16 protein-coding genes are annotated in these 15542 nt (G+C 63.8%); 7 read left to right on the forward strand and 9 right to left on the reverse strand.

Going from position 1 to position 15542, the window contains the following annotated elements; genetic code table 11:
- Positions 1-16: 16 nt before the first annotated feature.
- Complete coding sequence (locus tag ACYQ4Z_RS01815; protein ID WP_438438944.1) at positions 17-895, forward strand: ATP-binding protein; 879 nt, start codon at positions 17-19, stop codon at positions 893-895.
- Positions 892-1929 (forward strand): Nudix family hydrolase, encoded by a 1038-nt coding sequence (locus tag ACYQ4Z_RS01820; RefSeq protein ID WP_459859873.1) that lies wholly within the window; start codon positions 892-894, stop codon positions 1927-1929. The genes ACYQ4Z_RS01815 and ACYQ4Z_RS01820 overlap by 4 nt, the downstream gene beginning before the upstream one ends.
- Here the strand turns inward: ACYQ4Z_RS01820 and zapD are convergent.
- Genes zapD through ACYQ4Z_RS01845 form a run of 5 tightly spaced genes read right to left on the reverse strand, consistent with a single transcriptional unit; the run spans position 1923 to position 7379 of the window.
- The gene (zapD, locus tag ACYQ4Z_RS01825; RefSeq protein ID WP_459859874.1) at positions 1923-2687 is read right to left on the reverse strand and encodes a cell division protein ZapD; all 765 of its coding nucleotides are present in this window, start codon (positions 2685-2687) and stop codon (positions 1923-1925) included. The two genes, ACYQ4Z_RS01820 and zapD, sit on opposite strands and share 7 nt — an antisense overlap.
- The gene (coaE, locus tag ACYQ4Z_RS01830; protein WP_119334622.1) at positions 2684-3367 is read right to left on the reverse strand and encodes a dephospho-CoA kinase; all 684 of its coding nucleotides are present in this window, start codon (positions 3365-3367) and stop codon (positions 2684-2686) included. Before coaE ends, zapD begins: the two co-directional genes overlap by 4 nt.
- Positions 3364-4389 carry an SPOR domain-containing protein gene (locus ACYQ4Z_RS01835; RefSeq protein ID WP_119334623.1) on the reverse strand — a complete coding sequence of 342 codons (1026 nt, stop codon included), beginning with the start codon at positions 4387-4389 and terminating at the stop codon, positions 3364-3366. Before ACYQ4Z_RS01835 ends, coaE begins: the two co-directional genes overlap by 4 nt.
- A 24-nt stretch (positions 4390-4413) precedes the next feature.
- Positions 4414-5793, reverse strand: coding sequence for a TrpB-like pyridoxal phosphate-dependent enzyme (locus ACYQ4Z_RS01840; RefSeq protein ID WP_459859875.1), 1380 nt, complete (start codon positions 5791-5793; stop codon positions 4414-4416).
- Positions 5790-7379 (reverse strand): biotin--[acetyl-CoA-carboxylase] ligase, encoded by a 1590-nt coding sequence (locus ACYQ4Z_RS01845; protein WP_459859876.1) that lies wholly within the window; start codon positions 7377-7379, stop codon positions 5790-5792. Before ACYQ4Z_RS01845 ends, ACYQ4Z_RS01840 begins: the two co-directional genes overlap by 4 nt.
- Before the next feature lie 43 nt (positions 7380-7422).
- Between ACYQ4Z_RS01845 and ACYQ4Z_RS01850 the strand changes: the two genes are divergently transcribed.
- The 5 genes from ACYQ4Z_RS01850 to ACYQ4Z_RS01870 all read left to right on the forward strand — a co-directional run bounded on the left by ACYQ4Z_RS01850 (position 7423) and on the right by ACYQ4Z_RS01870 (position 11827).
- Positions 7423-8133 carry a type 1 glutamine amidotransferase gene (locus tag ACYQ4Z_RS01850; RefSeq protein WP_217125604.1) on the forward strand — a complete coding sequence of 237 codons (711 nt, stop codon included), beginning with the start codon at positions 7423-7425 and terminating at the stop codon, positions 8131-8133.
- Positions 8120-9280: a sensor domain-containing phosphodiesterase gene (locus tag ACYQ4Z_RS01855; protein ID WP_459859877.1), complete on the forward strand. Its 1161-nt coding sequence runs from the start codon at positions 8120-8122 to the stop codon at positions 9278-9280. The genes ACYQ4Z_RS01850 and ACYQ4Z_RS01855 overlap by 14 nt, the downstream gene beginning before the upstream one ends.
- Positions 9281-9484: 204 nt before the next feature.
- Positions 9485-10216 carry a TorF family putative porin gene (locus ACYQ4Z_RS01860; protein ID WP_219973041.1) on the forward strand — a complete coding sequence of 244 codons (732 nt, stop codon included), beginning with the start codon at positions 9485-9487 and terminating at the stop codon, positions 10214-10216.
- Positions 10217-10228: 12 nt separating this feature from the next.
- Positions 10229-10567 (forward strand): P-II family nitrogen regulator, encoded by a 339-nt coding sequence (glnK, locus tag ACYQ4Z_RS01865; RefSeq protein ID WP_119334628.1) that lies wholly within the window; start codon positions 10229-10231, stop codon positions 10565-10567.
- A 30-nt stretch (positions 10568-10597) separates the two neighbouring features.
- Positions 10598-11827: an ammonium transporter gene (locus tag ACYQ4Z_RS01870; RefSeq protein ID WP_119336043.1), complete on the forward strand. Its 1230-nt coding sequence runs from the start codon at positions 10598-10600 to the stop codon at positions 11825-11827.
- Positions 11828-11851: 24 nt separating this feature from the next.
- On the opposite strand, the gene rapZ is transcribed toward ACYQ4Z_RS01870, so the two are convergent.
- From rapZ to ACYQ4Z_RS01890, 4 genes are read right to left on the reverse strand one after another with little or no spacing between them, the layout of a single operon-like run.
- Positions 11852-12817 (reverse strand): RNase adapter RapZ, encoded by a 966-nt coding sequence (rapZ, locus tag ACYQ4Z_RS01875; protein ID WP_459859878.1) that lies wholly within the window; start codon positions 12815-12817, stop codon positions 11852-11854.
- Complete coding sequence (locus tag ACYQ4Z_RS01880; protein ID WP_219973043.1) at positions 12814-13374, reverse strand: thioredoxin family protein; 561 nt, start codon at positions 13372-13374, stop codon at positions 12814-12816. The genes rapZ and ACYQ4Z_RS01880 overlap by 4 nt, the downstream gene beginning before the upstream one ends.
- A gap of 47 nt (positions 13375-13421) precedes the next feature.
- Entirely contained in the window at positions 13422-14837 is a 1416-nt protein-coding gene (locus ACYQ4Z_RS01885; RefSeq protein WP_459859879.1) for a sensor histidine kinase, read from the reverse strand.
- On the reverse strand, positions 14818-15498 hold the full coding sequence (locus ACYQ4Z_RS01890; protein WP_119334632.1) for a response regulator: 681 nt from the start codon (positions 15496-15498) through the stop codon (positions 14818-14820). Before ACYQ4Z_RS01890 ends, ACYQ4Z_RS01885 begins: the two co-directional genes overlap by 20 nt.
- Between the last annotated feature and the right edge of the window lie 44 nt (positions 15499-15542).

Here is a 15542-nt window from a genome sequence, read left to right on the forward strand (position 1 = left end):
GATGGCATGGGAAGCGATGGTTCCCATTTTGGAGCGGATCGCGGTGGCGCTCGAAGCGACGAACCCTGGGGCCCCGCTCGTAGCGCCCGACTGGGCCGCTGCCGACGCTTTTTGGTTGCGGAGGGTTGGGGTTCGGGTGAGCTTGGAGCCCGTGCGCCATCCACACCGACTCCGTTTGGCCGATCTGCGTGAGATCGACACGCAAAAAGCGCGTGTGGTGGCGAACACCGAGCAGTTTTTGCGCGGGTTGCCTGCGAACAACGTGTTGCTGACCGGAGCGCGCGGGTGCGGCAAGTCGTCGCTTGTCAAAGCGCTCTTGACCGAATATGCCGCGCAGGGGTTGCGCTTGATCGAGATCGAAAAAGGGGATCTCGTCGAACTGCCCCGTCTGTTGGAGCGGGTTGCAGACGCCCCGTGGCGCTTCGTGCTCTTCATCGACGATCTGTCGTTCGAGCCGGGAGAGGCAGCGTACAAGACGTTGAAGAGCGTGCTCGACGGTTCGGTTTGGGCGCAGCCCGAGAATGTGCTGATTTACGCGACGTCGAACCGCCGCCACCTGATGCCGGAGTATTTCAGCGAAAACGAAGCGACCCGACACGTAGGCGGCGAGGTGCATCCCGCCGAGGCAACGGAAGAGAAGATTTCGCTTTCGGAGCGCTTCGGGCTCTGGGTGTCGTTCTATCCCTTTTCCCAAGCGGCATACTTGGAGATCGTGGCGACCTGGTTGCGCCATTTTGGTGCGAGCGACGCCCAGATCGCGGCGGCACGGCAAGAGGCGCTGGTCTGGGCGATCGAGCGCGGGTCGCGTTCTGGCCGGGTGGCGTGGCAATTCGCGCGCGATTGGGCGGGACGGCATGGACTGGGTGCAGACCGAACGGAAGGGCACGCGCGATGAAGCGCGTGGCGGTTGCCGCGGCCGTGCTGTGGAACGAGTCGGGTTCGGTGCTCCTCGGGCAACGTGCGCCGGACACCTTCTATCCCGGTTATTGGGAGTTTCCTGGCGGGAAAATCGAAGCGGGGGAAACGCCGCGTGAGGCGCTCATTCGCGAACTGCGCGAAGAGTTGGGGCTTGAGCTAACCGCAGCGCGCATCGCCCCCTGGTTGTGTCGCCGCCACCGCTACGCGCACGCCGATGTGACCTTGCACTTTTTCCAGGTCTGGGGGTGGCGTGGTACGCCGCAACCGCACGTCCATGCGGTGCTGACGTGGCAGACGCCCGGCGCGTGGTCGGTGGCGCCGATGCTTCCGGCGAACACGCCGGTAGCCGAGGCGCTTGTGCTGCCGCGGTTGATGGTGGTCTCTCAGGTTACCGCCGCATCGAGAGGAGCGCCGGTGGGGTCGCCTGCGTGGCACGACGCTGCGGCGCGATGGGCCGCGTCGATTCGGGCGGCGCGTGCCCACGGTGCGGTGATCGCGCAAATTCGGGAAAAGCGGCCCGACCCGGGGGCGGAGGCGGGGGATAATGCGGCCGCGGAGTGGTCACGGTTGGGAATCGCGCAGTTGGTGGCGATCGCACGCGAGGCGGGTGCGGAACGGGTCGTCGTCAATGGGCCGCCCGAATGGGCGGATGCGGTTGGCGCCGACGGCTGCCACCTCTCGGCGCAAGCAGCGCGCACGCTGTTGGCACGCGGTGCAAAGCGGCCCGTACTGCGGTACGGGTTGCTGTTGGGCGTGTCAGTCCATGATGCTTCGGAACGGGCGGTTGCGGAGGCGCTAAACGCCGACTACTGGGTGGTGGGGCCGGTTGCAGCGACCCAAAGCCATCCGGAGCGCGCGCCGCTTGGTTGGTCGCGCTTTTCCGCGTTGATCGCGGCGCCTCCCGTGCCGGTCTTTGCGATCGGGGGGCTTACGGCAGCCGAATTGCCGCACGCGCTCAGCGCCGGGGCGCACGGGATCGCGGCGATCCGCGGTTGGTTGCATGGTCAATAGCAGAGCGTAAGCGCGAAGGGAACCGTTTGGGTGCTCACCGCTTCCGTGCCGATGCCGCCTTCGTCGGTCACGGGGATGAAGTGGAGGTTGAACTGGTATTTGTTCGCGGAAACCTTGGGAACGACGCGATGCGCGGAGTCGATCCACACTTGGATGAGGCTCGGCAGTCTCCCGTCGAGTGGTTGCTGGTAGCAGCCGTTGGCTGCGGTATGGGTCTGCGGCGTGCTTTGTGCCCGCAGGTGCGCCAAGACGCAGGCAATCGCGTCCAGGAGGGGGTGCAACGGTTGCGCCCAGGCGTCGAGATCGGCGCGGCGCTTTTCGGCGCTCAGGTTGAGCCAGAAGTGGTAGGTCGGGAGGTCGAACGCGCAGACGCCGCCTGAGACGTGCGCGCGGGTGCGCAGCGCGTTCAAAAGCGGCTGCGTGCGCATCACGTGGTCGATCCGTCCGGGTTGCTGGCGCAACGCGTCGATCAGTGCCAACGCCTGGGCAACCGGTTCGTGCAGCGCGATGCGGCGCGGCCGTTGGCTCGTCGTTTCCTGAGCGGTCGGTGCGGCACAGAGGGCCTCCAACGCGGCGATGAGGTGCCGCTTGAGGTCGCTGCGTCCGGCGATATCGACGCATTCGAAGAGCGCCATCAGGGCGGCGTGGTGGTCGTCCGGGGTGTTCGCCTGAGCGAAGTGGCGCCAACGGCTCCACGTGGCCTCCAGTCGCAACCAGGTGCGTACCTGTTCGGTGAGCGGGAATTCGAAACGGATCATCGTACGGCTCCCCGCGTAGCGCCTTCTGCTGCTACGCCGCCTGGCGCTGCGCCTTCTGCCACAGTACCTCCCGCTGCAGCGAGGTATTGCCGGTGCAGCGCTTCGATCTGCGCTTCGAGGTAGGCGCGGTCGCCGCTATTGTCGATCACATCGTGCGCCGCGGCCAGCCGCTCGGCGCGCGAGGCTTGTGCCGCCAAAATTGCGGCGATCTGTTCCTCAGGTAACCCCGAACGCGCTTTGACCCGGCTGATCTGCTGTTCCTGCGGGCAATCGACCACCAGAAGGCGGTCGATGAGCGTTTGGTACGCCCCGGTTTCGACAAGAAGCGGCACGACCAAGATGAGATACGGGTGGTGGGGCGCCAGCGCGCTGATCCGGTGGGTGACGATATCGCGGATCATCGGGTGGAGAATCGCCTCCAGCCGTTTGCGTGCTGCCGGGTCGGAGAAGGCGAGTGCGCGCATCGCCGCTCGGTCCAACGCACCGGTTGGGGTGAGCACCTGGGTGCCGAACGCCTTACGAATCGCGGGGATCGCCGCGCCATTTGCGGCGGTGAGTTCGTGGGCGATCGCGTCGGTGTCGATCACACCCGCGCCCAGGTGCGCAAAGTGTTCGGCTGCCGTGCTTTTACCGGAGCCGATGCCGCCGGTGAGCCCGACGAGGTAGGGTTTTGGGGTCATCGGCACGCCTCCCAGTTGTGGCGGGGTAACCGGGCCTGCGCTCGACCCAAGAAGCGTTCCAGGGCCGGTTCGGGCCCTTTGGCCAGAATCGTGAAGTGCTCCGATTGGGTTCGGGGCAGAATCTCGATCTCGCTCACCCCTTTTTGCCGCAGCAGCCGCACCAGATTTTCGGCGCGATCACGGGTGCGGAAAATACCCAAGGAGATGCGCCACTGATGGGGGCCGGGGTCCCGCACGATGAAGAGATCGGTTACCCCTTTTTGCCGCAGGGTTTCCGCTTGTTGTCGGGCCCGTTTTTCATTGGCCGCTTTCGGAGTAGCCACCCACCACGATTCGACCACCGGTTCCGCCGTTGCGGTGAGTTGCACACCGGGTACGGTCTGGGCCAGTTCGTCCAAGATGCGGCGTTCGTCCGCAGTGGCGTCCGTTCGGCGGCAAAGCAGCACGGGCGTTTTGACTGTTGGTGTTGTTGGCGGTTGTGGTGCCACAGTGTTGGAAGCTGGATGCGTTTCGTGCGCGGCGTGCTCAGGCAAAGGGGATGCGGGCTGAGTCGGCGTGGATGGTGGTTGCGGTGCCGAAGCGGCGGCAGGTTCCTGTGCCGGCGCTACCGCTTCCAGAGAGGGTTGAGGCTTGTCTTGCGCGATCGTATCGTGCGTAATGACCGCTGGAGGGGGGGGTGCGGTAGGGGCCACCAGTGCGGCTGCTTCGGTTTCCGGCGCTGCGCCGGCCAGTGCCGCAGTGACCGGGTCGGCGGGGCGCGCAGCCACTTCCGATCGTGCAGTAGCGGGGGGCGTTTGGGGGGGTGTTATTGGCGATTGGGCTGCCGCTACTGCGTCGCGGTGGGTATGCGCGCCATCCGGCGTGTATTCGACTACGGTTGCGGCAACGAGTTGGAGCGCGTCGCTGCGCAGGGGTTGCGGCAGCGGTTGCGGCCGCGGCGGTTCAGGAAGCGAGACGAGGCCGCTTTGCGCGGCGAAAAGCAGCGCGTTGATCACCAAGAGGAGCGCGATCGCGAACCGCATTGCTTGCGACTGCCGCAACTGCGGTCACGCGGTCGGCGCAGCGACTTTGGGGAGATGCGCCAGCGACGCTTCGATGGCTTCGGCGGGGTATTCGAAGTCTTCGAGTTCGCCGCGCAGATATTTGTCGTACGCGGAGAGGTCGAAGTGGCCGTGTCCGGTGAGGTTGAAGAGGATCACTTTCGGCTCTCCGCTCTCTTTGCACGCCAGCGCTTCGTCGATCGCAGCGCGAATCGCGTGGCACGACTCCGGCGCGGGGAGGATCCCTTCGGTGCGGGCGAAGAGGACGCCCGCTTCGAACGTTGCGACTTGCGGCACCGCACGTGCCTCCAGCAACCCTTCGTGGTAGAGCTGGGAGACGAGGGGCGAATCGCCGTGGTAGCGAAGACCGCCCGCGTGGATGCCCGGGGGCATGAAGTCGTGTCCCAGCGTGTACATCTGCATGAGCGGCGTGAATCCCGACGCGTCACCGAAATCGTACGCATAGACCCCTTTCGTGAGGGTGGGGCAGGAGGTGGGTTCGACCGCGACACAGCGCAGGTGCTCCGCCCGTTTGTCACCCGCGATTTTGTCGGCCAAGAACGGGAAGGCGATGCCGCCGAAGCTCGAACCGCCGCCGCACGGACCAAAGATCACGTCGGGGTAAAGCCCCAGCAGTTCGAACTGTTTTTTGGCTTCTAGTCCGATCACGGTTTGGTGCAGCAGCACGTGGTTGAGGACCGACCCCAAGGTGTAGTTGGTGTCAGCGCGGCTCGCGGCTTCTTCCACTGCTTCGGAGATTGCGATGCCGAGCGAACCGGGATTGTCGGGTTCGCGTTCGAGGATCGCTCGCCCCGTCTGCGTGTGGGGCGATGGGCTGGGGAAGACCTCGGCGCCCCAGGTCTGCATGAGGATGCGGCGGTAGGGTTTTTGCTCGTAACTCACTTTCACCATATAGACCCGCACTTCGAGACCGAATTTTTGGCCGGCGAACGCGATCGAGCTGCCCCATTGACCGGCACCGGTCTCGGTCGTGAGCCGCTTGATGCCGACCAGTTGGTTGTAGTAGGCCTGAGGAACCGCGGAGTTGGGTTTGTGCGAACCAGAGGGCGAGACGCCTTCGTACTTGAAGAAAAGCTTGGCCGGGGTGTTCAGCGCTTGTTCGAGCCGGACCGCGCGCACGAGCGGCGAAGGACGCCAGATGCGGTAAGCGTCTCGCACCGCGTCCGGGATCGGGATCCACCGTTCGCTGCTCATCTCCTGCGCAAGGAGCGGTTCGGGAAAGATTGCACCCATCTGTTCGGGCGTCACCGGCTTGCCATCTGGCCCAAGCGGTGGTGCGGGGGGGTTGGGCATGTCGGCGACGATGTTGTACCAGTGAGTCGGGATCTCGTTTTCGGGGAGCAGGATGCGGGTGGGTTCGGTCATGATGTCTCCTCGTTGTGTGTTGACGGTGTAGAGGGGCCGGTCGGTGGTTCGGGCGGTGTCTGAGGGGGGTGCGACTCCGGCTGCGCGCACGCAAGCGCGGCAAGGCCCAGGAAAAGTAAATTATCGCGCACCTCATGCGGGATGTCTACGTGGGGGGAGAGGAGCGGTGCGGCGCCGCCGTGCAGGATCACGCGCGGCAGGATCGAAGTCTGTTTGGCTACCTGCGCCGTGAATGCCGCGATCGCCCCCTTTTGCGCCAGCCAGACACCGGTGGCGATCGCGGTTTCGGTATCGGTGGGGGGAAACGGAGCCGTCGCGATCTGGTCGACGGCGCGGCGCGGGTCGAGCTGTGGGAGTCGCGCGGTGCGGGCTGCGAGCGCAGCGAACATCGCGTCGATGCCAGGCAGAATCGCGCCACCGCGAAACGCGCCGGTTTCGTCGAGCCAGTCGAGCGTGGTCGCGGTGCCACAACCGACGATCACCGCTGGCGCCAACCCAGCGTGCCATGCTCCAACCGCGGTGACCCAGCGATCGGCGCCCAGCTGTTGGGGATTGCGGTACTGGTTAAGGACGCCCGCACCGTGCTGGCTCGGCGCGATCCAATGGCATGGGATGCGATGCGCGGCAAAGCGGGCAGTGATCGCCTGGGTACGGGACGGTGTGGTGACGCTGACACCGACGACGCACGGAATCGTGGACAGCAACGGGGTGAGCTGCTGCCACCATGCTTCGAGTGCCGTGTCGTCGTACGCAAACGCCCCTTGCGCGTCGTCCCGCCAATACCATTTGCCGCGACTGTTTCCCAGATCGAGGAGGAGCGGCACAGGGCGAATGCGCGCGGCGGCGGAGGTCAGCGTCTGGTGTGCCCCTGCCGCAGTGGTGACCTGGAGTTCCCCCCGGGCGTTGACGCCGCTCAAGCGGACGAGATGCGGTTCTGTCGTTTCGTGCGCGGGCAGCAGTTGCAACCAACGGTCGCGCCACGCCGCACGGGCCCACCACGCCGCTTGCCAAGGGGTGAAGCCTGCGCCGCAGCGGAAGTCTTCGAGTACGGCAACCACTGCGCCGACCAGCGTCTGCAGCAGGGTTTCAGCAGGGGGAACGAGCGTGAGGTGCTCGGCAAGCGCGGTGGGGGGCAATGTCCAGGGATCTCGGTCGTCGAGTCGTGGTGCCGCACGATGGTTCAGACCGACGCCGACGACGACGATCGGCGGCGCTTGCCCCCGCCATTGCGCTTCGACGAGGATCCCGCCGAGTTTGCGCTCCGCAACGAGCAGATCGTTCGGCCATTTGAGGCGAACGGGGAGGTCGAGCAGTTCCAATCGTTCGGCAAGCGCCGCGCCCACCGCAAGCGAAAGGCCTTCGAGGTTCGTCTGGGGCGGGAGGCGGGTTGCCACCGAGAATGCGATTCCGGCACCCTCCGGCATCGTCCAGCGTCGGCCGCTTTGACCGCGGCCCGCGGTCTGCCGTTGGGCGGTGACGGCCAGGTAATGGCCGGGAGCGAGGGATTCGGCCTGCTGTGCGGCAACGTCGTTGGTCGACGCGCACGCGTCGAGCGCGAGCCAGTGCAGCGTAGGTGCGGTTGGCATGGGGTTTGCTATTTGTTCGAACGGATGGGAACAGGAGATAGCGATGAAACAGATTGCGATTGTACGCTTTTCCCCGATCGAAGGGCCGGGAACCTTTGCCGATTTCGTCGCAGCGCAAGGAGGAGAAACGCACCTCATCGCGATCGATCAAGGGGCACCGCTTCCGAGGGATCCGGAACAGTATGACGGTTGGTGCTTGATGGGTGGGCCGATGAGCGTCAATGATCCGTTGCCGTGGATCGAACCCCTCCTTGGGTTGCTCCGCCAGGCGGTGGCCAGTGGGGTGCCCGTTATCGGTCACTGTCTCGGTGGCCAGCTGTTGGCAAAGGCTTTAGGGGCAACCGTCACGCGCAACCCAACGAAGGAGATTGGATGGGGCGAGGTGTGGGTGACCAACCGATCGGAGGGACGACGTTGGCTCGGCGATTGCGAACGCTTTGTGGCGTTTCATTGGCATGGCGAGACTTTTTCACTCCCTGAAGGCGCAATCGGGTGGCTGGCTAGCGCCCATTGTTCCCAGCAAGCCTTTGCGCTGGGACCGCATTTGGCATTGCAGTGCCACGTGGAGATGACCGAAGCGATGATTGAGCGCTGGTGCGCCGATTGGGCGAAAGAGGGAGTTGGAGCGAGCGCGTCGGTGCAGACGCCCGAGGCGATCGTCGCGGCGATCCCCGACCATTTACCGCAGCTCACGGCGACGGCGATGCGGCTTTACCGGGAATGGTGGCGGGGGGTGTCCGATGTCCGTGCATGAGCTGACACTGACCAGTTTCGCGCAACCGATTTGGAGCGTGCCCCACGGTCGTGTGGTGGGATGGGAGGCGCTGTTGCGTGTGCAGGACGGTGCGCGCGTCGTTCCCCCGTTCATCTATCTTGCCGCGGAGGGCGACGACGAAGCGGCTTTGGCGCGGGAACTGGCGGCCCGCTTACGTCATCTTGGGGTCTGGTCGCGGTTGCGCTTCGAGGCTACTTGGCTCTTTCTCAACGTCTCGCCACATGCGATCCGTCACGACGTGGCCGATCCGGACCACTTCACGGTCCTGCTTCGCCAGCTGGCGATTCCCCCCGAAACGCTGGTCCTCGAACTGTTGGAAGCGGCGATCGATGATTTGACAGTGGTGCGGCAGGCAGTCGATCTGTATCATGCGTTGGGGTGTCTGGTTGCACTCGATGATTTCGGCGCGGGCAGCTCGAATCTCGAACGGTTGTTCGTTCTGGAACCCGATATCGTCAAGATCGACCGTTCCCTCCTCGTCCGGGCCGGGGAGCGGCGCTCCTTGCAACGGAGTTTGCGCCATCTCGTCGGTTTCATCCATGCAGCAGGGGCGTTGGCGCTGGCCGAGGGGGTGGAGCACTCCGACGAAGCGCAACGTGCGCTCGATGCGGGGGTCGATTTGGTGCAAGGGTATCGCTATGGGGTTCCGGCGCCGTGGGAACATTGGCTGTGCGAAGGCGCTGCGCGCGAACAGGAGTGGCTGCTCAGCGACCGGGACCGCCTGCCCGATCCGGTCGTGCCCCCCTCCCTTTTCGATTGGTTTGCCGAGATTGTGACGCGGTGGGCGAGGGGCGAACCGCTGGGGGCTTGGGTGTGTCACTCGGCGCCAGAGCCGCTCTTGCGCCTTTATTGCCTCAATCGGCACGGGATGCAGCTTGGAGCGACGATCCATTGCCGCTGGCGGCGACCGCTGGATCCTGTGCGCTACGCTCCGCTTGAAGCGGGCGAAGGGGCGTCGTGGGCGCATCGCAGCTATTTTCGCAGAGCGATCGCGCGACCGGGTCAAATCGTTGCTTCCGAACCCTATCTGGCGTTGCCCGACCGGGATTGGGAGGTGACACTGGCCTGTGCCCGCCGTGATGGCAGCGCCGTGTTGTGTGCCGACGTCGCGGTTGATGAGTCCTAACGCGTGTGTTGGTGCAGTGTGTGCATTTTTTTGGCGCACGGATTCTCGTCATGCACCGTTTTGGTGCAATGGTGCATCGCAATAAAAGCGGTGCGCTTCATCTGCGCGCACGCTGTGGCGAAATTCGTTGATTTATCATCATTTTTTCTTTGGCACGCCACTTGCTCACCTGAAGTTGCGATTCATGCAACTGAGGAGAAAACCATGAAAGCGAAGGCTTTGGTTCTGGGATGCGGTGCCGTCGCGGTGGCCGCAGCGCTGTTTTCCCATGGTGCGGCGGCGCAAAGCGCGGTCACCGGCAATGTGGCGTTGGTGAGCGATTACGTCTACCGTGGCTATTCGCAGACCAACGAGAAAGTGGCGTTGCAAGCCGGCGTCGATTGGACGGGTGCCGACGGTTGGTACGTTGGTCTTTGGGGATCGAACGTTTCCTGGCTCTCTGATGCGGCGCCGGGCAGTTCCAACAGCGTCGAGCTCGATCTCTACGGCGGCAAGCGCTGGTCGATGGGGGACCTTGCTTTCGACGTCGGCCTGCTCCAGTACTACTACCCGGGAAGTTACTCGGCGGCGTGGAAAGCAGCCTCTGGGCTCAAGACGCCTCATACCACCGAGGTCTATGGGGCAATGGGATACGGCCCGGCGACCTTCAAAATCTCTTATGCGCTCACCGATCTCTTCGGCGCGCCCAATTCCGACGGCAGTCAATATTACGATCTCACCGTGGCGCCTGAGGTAATGCCTGGCGTGAAATTATTGGCCCACGTCGGACGGCAGGTAGTTCGCGGCACCGGCAACGCTGACTATACCGACTGGAAGGTAGGGGTGAGTGCCAGCTACGGCGGATTCGATTGGGGGCTTTATTACGTCGACACCAACGTCAGCGGTTCGAAACTTGCCGATTCGCGCGTGGTGTTCAGTGTTGGCAAAACTTTTTGAGAGGAGCGGATCATGAAAATGGTCAGCGCGATCATCAAGCCGTTCAAGCTCGACGAAGTGCGTGAAGCGTTGAACGAGGCGGGCATTACCGGACTGACGGTCACCGAAGTGAAGGGGTTCGGTCGGCAAAAAGGGCATACCGAGCTCTACCGCGGCGCCGAGTACGTGGTCGATTTCTTGCCCAAGGTCCGGGTGGATGTCGCAGTTATGGACGAGCAGCTCGATCAGGTGGTCGATGCGATCGTCCAGGCGGCGCGAACGGGAAAGGTGGGCGACGGCAAGATTTTCGTCATGCCGCTCGAGCAGGTCGTTCGGATTCGTACGGGCGAGACCGACGCCTCAGCATTGTGAGGAATGGATAGGAGCGAAACGATGGAAATGGTGAACAAAGGGGATGTGGCGTGGATGCTCACGTCGACGCTTCTGGTGTTGATGATGGTGATGCCTGGGCTCGCACTCTTTTATGGCGGGATGGTGCGGGCGAAAAATGTCCTTTCGGTGCTGATGCAGGTGATGACCACCTTTGCCCTTGCAGTGGTGCTGTGGGCCATTTATGGCTATTCGCTCGCTTTCACCGAAGGTAACCCGTATTTTGGGTCGTTCGCGAAACTCTTTTTGAGCGGCGTTACGCTCGAAAGCCTAGCGGATACCTTCAGCGAGGGGGTGAAGCTGCCGGAGATGGCCTTCATCGCGTTTCAAGGAACGTTCGCGGGCATTACCGCGGCGCTGATCGTCGGCGGGTTTGCGGAACGGATGCGTTTTTCCGCGGTGCTCGTCTTCACGGCGATCTGGCTTACTTTTGCCTATCTGCCGATCGCCCACATGGTGTGGGGACCAGGTGGTTGGTTGCTGGGCGACGGTGCGCTCGATTTCGCGGGGGGTACGGTCGTGCATATCAACGCGGGGATCGCCGGTTTGGTCGGCGCGTATCTCGTGGGTAAGCGCATTGGGTATGGCCGTGAGGCGCTGACGCCCCACTCTTTGCCCCTGACGATGGTCGGCGCTTCGCTGCTTTGGGTGGGCTGGTTCGGGTTCAACGCTGGTTCGGCGCTGGAGGCGAACAGCACCGCAGCGCTCGCGTTCCTGAACACCCTGTTTGCAACCGCAGCGGCAATTCTCCTCTGGTTGGCGGGTGAGGCGCTCCTCAAGGGGAAACCCTCGATGTTGGGCGGCGCTTCGGGCGCGGTGGCTGGGTTGGTGGCGATCACACCCGCGGCGGGCACCGTTGGCCCGATGGGCGCACTCGTCATCGGTGCGACAGCCGGCGTGGTGGGGCTCTGGGGCGTCAACCAGCTGAAGCGGTGGTTGGGTGTTGACGACGCGCTGGACGTCTTCGGTGTGCATGGGGTTTGTGGGATCGTCGGTGCATTACTCACAGGGGTGTTTACCGCACCGTCGCTGGGTGGTACCGGTAGCGCCGATTTTTCGATTGCGTCGCAACTCGTAATCCAGGCCAAAGGGGTAATCGTCACATTGGTTTGGTCCGGCGTGGTCTCGTTCGTTGCGTACAAAATCGCGGCGGCGCTTACGGGTGGTTTGCGCGTCGCGGAAGAAGAGGAGCGCGAAGGGCTCGATATCGTGGCGCACGGGGAAAGCGGCTACCGCTTCTGATTCCTCCTCTGCAGCGAGCAGAGTTCATTCTCGTTGCGTTTGCCCCTTGCGGGATTCCCCGCAAGGGGCTTTTTCGTGGAGCGCACGGTGGCGGACCAGTACCCGTGCCGATGGGATGAACCGGGCGGCCAAGCGTTCGACGAGGTAAACCGAGCGGTGTTGTCCCCCGGTGCACCCGATCGCGACGGTGAGATAGCTGCGCTGTTCTGCGGTGTAATGGGGAAGCCAGCGGGTGATGAAATCCGCAATATCCGCTTCCATCCGGGTGACCAAAGGCTGCGCGGCAAGAAACGCCTGAACCGGTGCATCGCACCCCGTGAGCGGGCGCAGTGTCGGATCGTAATAGGGGTTGGGGAGACAGCGGGCGTCGAAGAGCAGATCGGCGTCGAGCGGCATGCCTTGTTTGAACGCGAACGATTCGAAGGTAAGGGTGATCGGCGCGCGCGGGGCGCCGTCGGGGAGTAGCCATTCCCGCAGATATCGGCGCAACTGTTGCGCGGAGAGGTGACTGGTGTCGAGGCGTTGGGCGGCTTGCGCGATGGGTTCCAGACGATGCCGTTCGCGTGCGATCGCTTCTTCGACGGTCATCGTGCCCGTGGCGAGCGGATGCGCACGGCGGGTTTCCGAAAAGCGGGCAAGCAACACGTCGTCGCGTGCGTCGAGAAAGAGCGCGTCTGGGGCGATACCGGTGCGCTGCGTCAGTTCGGCGAGCGCTTCGGGGAGCGCGTCGAGGTTGCCGCTGCGGATGTCGACCGCGACTGCGATCCCTTCCCGCCGCTCCGCCGAAGGGGTAGCGAGCGCGTGGTGGAGGATGTGGGTCACCACCGGAACGAGGAACGGAACCGGCAAGTTGTCGAGCGCGATGAAACCGCTGTCTTCGAGCGCGCGCAGCGCCACCGTCTTGCCGGCACCGGAGACGCCGCTCACGACGACGATACGCGGTGGCCGCGGCGCCGTGGTCGCGGCTAAGCCGTTTGCTGAAACATTCACTGCGGTTCGCGCCATTTGATCGAGCAGCCGATCGATGGGGTCTGGTCACGCGGCCCTTGACCGGTCTGGGCGATCTGGACCATCGCTTCGAAGAGTTCGCGGCGCGCATCGGGTGGTGCGGGTTGCCGCCCCGAGGCGTCGAGTCGTCCGCGGTATTGCAGTTCGAGGTCTTTGTTGAAGCCGAAAAAGTCCGGGGTGCAGACCGCGCTGTAGGCTTTTGCCACTTCCTGCGTTTCGTCCCAGAGATAGGGAAACGGGAAATTCTTTTCCCGGGCGATGCGTTGCATGTTTTCGAACGAGTCCTCCGGATAGTCGGCCGGGTCGTTGCTCATGATCGCCACCGAACCGATGCCGTAGGCCTGGAGCTCGCGTGCGTCTCGGATGATCCGGTCGAGCACCGCTTTGACGTAGGGACAGTGGTTGCAGATAAACATCACGAGCAGACCGTTTTCGCCGCGCACGTCGGCCAGCGTGTAGCGTTTGCCATCGACGCCGATGAGGTCGAAGTCGACCGCTTTCCAGCCAAAATCACAGACGGGGGTGTTGAGCGCGACCATTGCTCTGTCCTTGGGTGGGGGATGGGATACTGTGTTGTCGCCAGATTTTATTGTAGCGAACCGCAAGGAAAAGTGACGCGTACCCGGGTGCCGCGCCCGAAGGGTGGCTCGGTGATCGTGATCGTGGCTTGGTGCTGTTCGGCGATTTCGCGTGCGATCGCAAGGCCCAAGCCAGAACCCTCGCCCAATCGCTCCGAATCCAGAAGCCGGAAGAAAGGTTCGAAGACGCGCGCGCGCGCCTCCGGTGGGATGCCCGGGCCGGTGTCGTCGACGGCGACATGGATCGTTGCGCCCTCCTGCCAGACGCGGATCGTCACGTCGCCGCCGGGTGGCGTATAGGTGATCGCGTTGTCGATCACGTTCTTGAAGAGCTCCCCGAGCATGAGCGCATTGGCGTCGATGGTGCACGGGGTCTGTCCTTTTTCCAGCGCCAATGCGATCCGTTTGCGGTGCGCTTTCGGGTAGAGATCGGCAACGACCTCACGCAGCAACGCCACCAAGTCGGTGGGTTGGAAGCGGTGGACCTGTTCCGAGCTCGATTCGGTGCGGGCAAGCGTCAGCAATTGGTTGATGAGGCGGGCGGTGCGCTCCGCAGCGGCGATGATCTTTTCGAGGTCGGCACGCAGCTCTTCCGGGGTTTCGGCTTCCCGGGCGAGTTCTGCTTGCATTTTGAGCCCCGTGATCGGGGTCCGCATTTGGTGCGCCGCATCGGCAATGAAGCGGCGTTGCGCCGCCAAGTTTTCCTCGAGGCGCGCCATCAGGCGGTTGAACGCTTCGATGAGCGGGCGAATCTCTTCGGGTACCCGCTCCAGGTCGATCGGCGAAAGGTCCGTTGGGCGACGCCGGGTCAGGTGGGCCTGCAGGCGCCTGAGCGGTGCGAGTCCTTTGGTGAGGCCGAACCACACCAGCACGACGGCGATCGGGATCACGATGAATTGCGGCATCATCACGCCGGTGATCACCTCGGTGACGAGCGCCTGGCGCTGTTTTACCGTTTCCGCGACCTGTACCGCGACGAGTGTCTGCCTGCCGTCGTGGTGTTTGCGTTCTACCAAGGTGGCCAGCCGCAACGGTTCGCCGTGGTAGTCGATGTCTTGGAAGCGCACGTCGATGTCGGCCAGCCACGAGGGGGTAGGCAGTTGCGCGTTGCCCGCAAGGCGGGCTTCCGGGGTACGGACTTCGTAGTAGAGCGTGGCGTTGGTGCCCGCATGCAAGATCCATTGCGCCGGTGCTGGCAAGGTGAAACTGGGTTTTCCGTCGGCAAAGAGGACGAAACGCATCAAGAAACGGGCGCGTTCGGCAAGGGCCTGATCGTACGGCCGGTGGGCGATCTCCGTGGCGATCTGATAGGTGATGAAGATGGTGATCGGCCACAAGAGGAGCAGCGGCGCGAGCATCCAGTCGAGAATCTCACCGAAGAGCGAGTTGGGTTCGGCGCGTCGTTTAGGAATCAGAAACGGCATGGTCGCTGTCGAGACAATAGCCAACGCCGCGTACGGTCCGGATCACCGCACCGCTGCCGTCGATCTTTTTGCGCAACCGATGGAGGTAGACTTCGATCGCGTTGGTCGAGACCTCTTCGTGCCAGCCGCAGAGGTGCTCCAGGAGCTGCTCTTTGCTAACCAACCGCCCGGGACGCAACAGGAGGTATTCCAGAATCGCCAGCTCTCGTGCCGAGAGTTCGAGCGGTTCGTCGTCGAGATAGGCGCGGCGGGCGCCGGTGTCGAACGTGAGCCGCCCCACTTTGACTCGGGTGGGTGCCGCGGCGCCGCGGCGCGTGAGCGCACGCACGCGCGCTTCGAGTTCGCGCAGGTCGAACGGTTTCGTGAGGTAGTCGTCGGCGCCCGCGTCGAGCCCGCGTACGCGGTCTTCGATGCCGTCTTGGGCGGTCAGGATGAGGACCGGAGTGGTGTTTTGCCGCGCGCGCAACCGTTTGAGGACCTCGATTCCGGGTAGTTTCGGCAATCCGAGGTCGAGGATCACGCAATCGAATTCGGTCGCGGCCAGGGCAGCATCGGCAGCGGAGCCGTCGGCGACGAGGTCGATGGCGTATCCCGCGCGTTTGAGTGCCCGCGCCAACCCTTCGGCGATCACCGGGTCGTCTTCGACGATCAAAATGCGCATGAACCGATTGTAATGGGGTTGTCGGGTTCGAACAACGGGAGCCG

This window comes from Hydrogenophilus hirschii, assembly GCF_054656675.1.